This is a genomic window from Algoriphagus antarcticus (assembly GCF_002150685.1).
In the GTDB taxonomy this organism is placed as follows: Bacteria; Bacteroidota; Bacteroidia; order Cytophagales; family Cyclobacteriaceae; genus Algoriphagus; species Algoriphagus antarcticus.
This window is the reverse complement of record NZ_MSSW01000120.1, coordinates 1-4,627: the sequence shown is the minus strand read 5'-3', so window position 1 is coordinate 4,627 and position 4,627 is coordinate 1. Positions and strand designations below refer to the sequence as shown.

The 4,627-nt window shown below is 34.9% G+C and carries 7 protein-coding genes; 6 read left to right on the top strand and 1 reads right to left on the bottom strand.

Translation table 11 applies throughout. The features are described 5' to 3' along the window. The 5 genes from BVH04_RS24785 to BVH04_RS24770 all read left to right on the top strand — a co-directional run. A partial coding sequence (locus BVH04_RS24785; protein ID WP_205635930.1) for a hypothetical protein occupies nucleotides 1-623 on the top strand: 623 nt, incomplete at its 5' end. Beyond that, entirely contained in the window at nucleotides 613-1,302 is a 690-nt protein-coding gene (locus tag BVH04_RS24780; RefSeq protein ID WP_086544145.1) for a hypothetical protein, read from the top strand. The genes BVH04_RS24785 and BVH04_RS24780, both read left to right, overlap by 11 nt. Before the next feature lie 144 nt (nucleotides 1,303-1,446). Next, nucleotides 1,447-1,641 carry a hypothetical protein gene (locus tag BVH04_RS25295; RefSeq protein ID WP_140160669.1) on the top strand — a complete coding sequence of 65 codons (195 nt, stop codon included), beginning with the start codon at nucleotides 1,447-1,449 and terminating at the stop codon, nucleotides 1,639-1,641. A gap of 83 nt (nucleotides 1,642-1,724) precedes the next feature. Beyond that, nucleotides 1,725-2,549, top strand: coding sequence for an RHS repeat domain-containing protein (locus BVH04_RS24775; protein ID WP_086544144.1), 825 nt, complete (start codon nucleotides 1,725-1,727; stop codon nucleotides 2,547-2,549). 46 nt (nucleotides 2,550-2,595) lie between these two features. Continuing rightward, entirely contained in the window at nucleotides 2,596-3,000 is a 405-nt protein-coding gene (locus BVH04_RS24770) for a hypothetical protein (RefSeq protein WP_086544143.1), read from the top strand. Here BVH04_RS24770 and BVH04_RS24765 read toward each other — a convergent pair whose 3' ends face one another. Continuing rightward, nucleotides 3,001-3,825 carry a hypothetical protein gene (locus BVH04_RS24765; protein ID WP_086544142.1) on the bottom strand — a complete coding sequence of 275 codons (825 nt, stop codon included), beginning with the start codon at nucleotides 3,823-3,825 and terminating at the stop codon, nucleotides 3,001-3,003. Nucleotides 3,826-4,348: 523 nt separating this feature from the next. Between BVH04_RS24765 and BVH04_RS24760 the strand changes: the two genes are divergently transcribed. Further along, nucleotides 4,349-4,627 (top strand): hypothetical protein (locus BVH04_RS24760; protein WP_140160668.1); only part of this gene is annotated, 279 nt, incomplete at its 3' end.

Here is a 4,627-nt window from a genome sequence, read left to right as displayed (position 1 = left end):
TGGGGGAATACTATACTAGCAAAAAGACACGAAATGCGATTAGAAGGTCAATGAGCCAAAAAAGTGATTTTCAATGGTCCGATGGATATGGTTCGTACAGCGCAAGAAATTCAACATTAGGTGGGGATTCTTTCAATGGCAGCTATCAAACTGAAAACGGTAAATCGCAAGATCAACAAAATGAAGGATTAATTGATCTTAGCAAGAGTAATTCCGGCCAGGATTTATTGAATGCTCTTCTGAATATGAAGAAAAATAAAAAAAAGGAGTATTTAGAAAATTTTATTGATGTAGGTACACGTTTAGAAGATTCTTTGGGTGAAGTTGTTAGAGCCTTCGGTGGAATAACTTCTTCTACAAGCGGAACTAGGAAAATTCTTGGCGAGAATGTAAAAGTAACTATATGGATGAGATTTGAAATTGGAGGTGATTTTATGACAAAAAATTCAGATAACCAAGTCCACGGCTTAACTCATAATAAAGGTAAGCAAAATGCAGTTAACGGACTTATGTATTCTAATATAATATTTACCAATGGAAGTAATAGAGGATTGATTAGATTTGAAGTAATTAATAATCCCCAACATATGCAAAAGATATATAATTATTTAAATGGAAAATAATATGCTTCTAAGGTTTAAAATAGTCGTTGTTGTCTGGTTTTGTGTATGTTTTATGTTGATTATATTTTCATGCAACAAAGTTGCAGAAAAGAAACTTGAAGTTGAGGGCTATAATGTTGCAGTGGAGTCTATTGCCTTAGACTTTCTTGTAAATCAATTGTTCGGTAAAAATGGTTTATTTGAGAATAGTGGGGTGGATTTGAATTTAGACACACTTAATAACCCTAGCTTGAAGCAGCTAATTAGTTTTAATATGGTTTATTATGCCGATAATGTCACCTGTAGGCTAACATCACCGGGTTTTTTATGGGAGGATGGATTTGCTAAAACATATCATTCTATAACTGATTATGATTATAACTTATTGGAAAAAGATTATCAAAATAAATTAAGCCAAAAAAATTTAGTTTCTAAAATTAATATTGGTTACCAGGTTGAAGAATTGAGATGGAATGAGTTTTTAGATAAAAAGATTGATGGAACGTTCTTAAATGTTCGCCAAAAATTGGCCTTTGAGGATAGTTATTTGGTTGAAATTAACTGTATTATTAGAGATCAAGTTGACTCATCCGAGATTCATACATTTTATTTTTTCATTAAGGACCAACATGTATACAGTTGGGATTATAAAGAAGAGATTTATTTTGAGGAATTGGACTTTTGCAGTAGTAAACTCTAATCTAAAGGTATAATAGAAGATTTAAATACTAAATGCGCATCTACTACTTTTACACTCACTGATGAGCCCGATAGCGGTCAGACTAATCCTTTCCAAAAAAGCCATAAACAAACACGAGGACTGATCAAAAAGATAGCTGTACCTATGGACGGGTACATTGAAACGTACTTGGTCAATGAGACTTCCGATGATGTTTGGTTTGATCAATTCCGCATCTTAAGTACGGGTCCGCTTCTCGTTCAGGAGACTCATTACGATCCTTGGGGTGTTGAGTTAACTGGTTTAGGTTACCAGTATGGTGGAATCAAAGTCAATCCCTATCTTTATAATGAGGGCTGAGCGTATAGAAATGATCCCTTTGGATCATTTTAGCGAAGAGCCAGCTTGTAGGGTGGGAGGCAAACGGCCACTTGGGAGTGAATATGTACGACTTTGGAGCGCGGATGTATGACCCAGCGATTGGGCGATGGTTTGTATCAGATCCTATGGCGGAGAAGATGCGGAGACATTCACCATATAACTATGCCTTCAATAATCCGCTAAGGTATATCGATCCGGATGGGATGGCACCGCAGGTTGCAATCGTTCACGCAACCCCGAAACACAGCGACAGTGAGGATCCTACTCAAAATGAAGTGGGTACTGGGCAGGTGGGGCAGGAAAGGGAAGAAGTAATGGTTGATACAGGGTATGGCCAGATGGTTAATTCTAGAGACCTTCTGGGAGGAGTTGATTATGCGGGGAACTTCGAAACTGCAAAAGACAAAAATGGAGTATCACCATTTACTTTACATAATAATAGCGTCTCATCTAAACCGTTTACAGGTTCAATGCTTGATAGATCGACATATTTTGAAGGGGTTAGAGTCTTTACTACGGAAGTAGGTTCAATTGGACAAGGAGCAGCGGGAACTCTTCCTGGAGTTGGAATTTTTGTAAATCTTAATGATAAATATAATATTAATCTTTTGAGGCACGAATTTGGTCATGTTCTTCAAGCTAAGAAATGGGGTAGTGACTTTTTCTACGGAACAATAATGTCTGTAAGTTTAATGAGTGCTGATGCAGCTAATAATGGGGCTTTTGATCACCAAAGTACATGGACTGAATGGACTGCTAATCTACTTTCATGGAGGTATTTTGGTAGGCCATCTAACTGGGATATGAATAATTACCCAATATTTCCTTCTCAGCATTCAGGGATGTTAGCTTATCCACCTAAGTCTATTAATTTAAATACTAAGTAAAATAAGATTTGGATATAATCATGTTTAAACTTTCTCTATTCTAACTATGAACCTGAAAACACCATGTTATTTAATCTTTACTGTAATTTTCTCAGGGTGTGACTACTATGATGGGAGGCTAGAGGTGCATAATAGCACTTCTCATGTAGTAGCAGTTGAAACGTTTTTAGATAGTATTCCAACATTGTCTGAATTAAATAAAACTGAATACTATATACAGAATAGTATTAGCCCTAATGAAACTAAGAGGCTGATAAAAATGGGTAGCACAAAGGGATGGTCTTTTCGAATTAAGAAAGCCAGTAACAATCGATTAAATTTATTTGTTTTTCAGGTTGATTCATTAAAAACTTATGGTATTGATTCCTTAATCTCTTTGGGGATTTATGATAGATACATGTTCCCTGAAGTCCATCTGGATGAAAATAATTGGAAAGTGATTATTGAATGACTAGGGTAGTTGCTGGATCTGATAAAACTGCATTACATCTAACGGAGTGAAGGAAGCTATTTGCGAGCGGTGATTTATAAGCCAATAATCTGAAAGGTTGTATTCAAAAGAACCATTTATCTCTTTACTACTGTCGTTAACAAGGTTTGAAAGAAGTAAACATGTCTGGTTAGATTTGTCAATTGACTTTAATACGACTTCATGTGATTCAAGCCAAATATCACTATTTACTATAATTTTGGTAGGCTGTTCAGAATATTCGTTTCCGTACAGTTGATGGAATTTGAAAAGGTCTCCGATGATAATTTTGTCAATTTGTGAGTGGTCTGAAAATATCATTTGTAGCTGACTTTTAGTAGCTAACACTTTAGATGAGTCAATATTATTTTCGTTTATAAATAGAGTCAATTTTTCATCGATACTTTCTCTTAATTTGGTAGATATTTCATTTCTATTAGTAATTGATTTTATTACTCCGCTTTTATCCGTTGAGTATTTTATTGTTATTCCAGCACATAAAGTATTCATTAAGGCGGTAAATGGATTGTTTATATATGTGGACTCAATAAATTCTATATCGGTATATTTCCATTGCATATCAATGATATCATCGTGAATGGATATAACTTTAATATCGACTTGTTTTTTTGTTTTATTAATAATCTGCTTAGTCCCATCCGTATTTGTTTGAACAGAATATATTATACTATATTTTTTTTCTTGATTTTCTACAAATGTGGGTATTAGATTGACTTTAATGCCCCTATCTTGAGGACTAATTGTTAAAAATGTTAGAAATAGTAGAAATAATATATGATTGTTCATCAGGGTATTTAAATAGCGAGTTCGTCTTAATTCTGGGGTTATAAGTAAGATTTCTATAATAGTTAAGTCGTTTCCTTTATTTAGCTTTTAAATAGCTTACAGTCGTTGAGCTACAGCCAAATACAAGATCATCTTAGGAGTGTATTCAAGAGCATTTAGTTTTTATGTAGAAATCATAATAGCAGGTTTCATAGCGCCTTTTTTATATTCTCCAGCAATCGATCCACAAGTCTTGGAAAAGTTTCCAAATTCTTCATAGAAAGTCTAGTGCTTTTCCTCTATCATCTTGTTTTGCAAAATCTATACTAATTTTAGCGTTGAAATTTCCTTAAAGCATGAAATTACAGTAATGAATGTTGAAAAGCAATTAAGGAGGATATTGAAGGCAAATATTAAAAATTTTTAAGTTTAATCCTAAATCCGATTGATATGTAAAAGATTTTGTAAATCAGTGTGTTGATAGACTTTCAGAGCTTAGTAGTAATGTTTTTAAGTGCCTCTTCATTTCAGAAAAGATTGCTTATTGGTTCGATTTACCTGGCTCAATGCCGGGAGAAACCGCATACTGGGTCCATCTCGATCCCAGGAAGTGCAGCAGGGCGACAGCGTGGAGCTTGGGGTATTTGGGAAATATGTAGATCCAAAGAAATTTAAGTTGTCACCAGCCAGCTTTGTACGATCAGGTATGGACAAAAAACTGATCCAGCAGCTCACAGAATTCGGTCAAAACCTCAGTACCGCAGGAATCAATGAAATCGCCATTGCCAATGTGATTGCTTTGGTGATTACTGAGCTGCAACAG

Bases quoted from the DNA above. Each gene is read 5' to 3' on its own strand.
- BVH04_RS24780 (WP_086544145.1), top strand. From the start codon at position 613: ATGGAAAATAATATGCTTCTAAGGTTTAAAATAGTCGTTGTTGTCTGG.
- BVH04_RS25295 (WP_140160669.1), top strand. From the start codon at position 1,447: ATGGACGGGTACATTGAAACGTACTTGGTCAATGAGACTTCCGATGAT.
- BVH04_RS24775 (WP_086544144.1), top strand. From the start codon at position 1,725: ATGTACGACTTTGGAGCGCGGATGTATGACCCAGCGATTGGGCGATGG.
- BVH04_RS24770 (WP_086544143.1), top strand. From the start codon at position 2,596: ATGAACCTGAAAACACCATGTTATTTAATCTTTACTGTAATTTTCTCA.
- BVH04_RS24765 (WP_086544142.1), bottom strand. From the start codon at position 3,825: ATGAACAATCATATATTATTTCTACTATTTCTAACATTTTTAACAATT.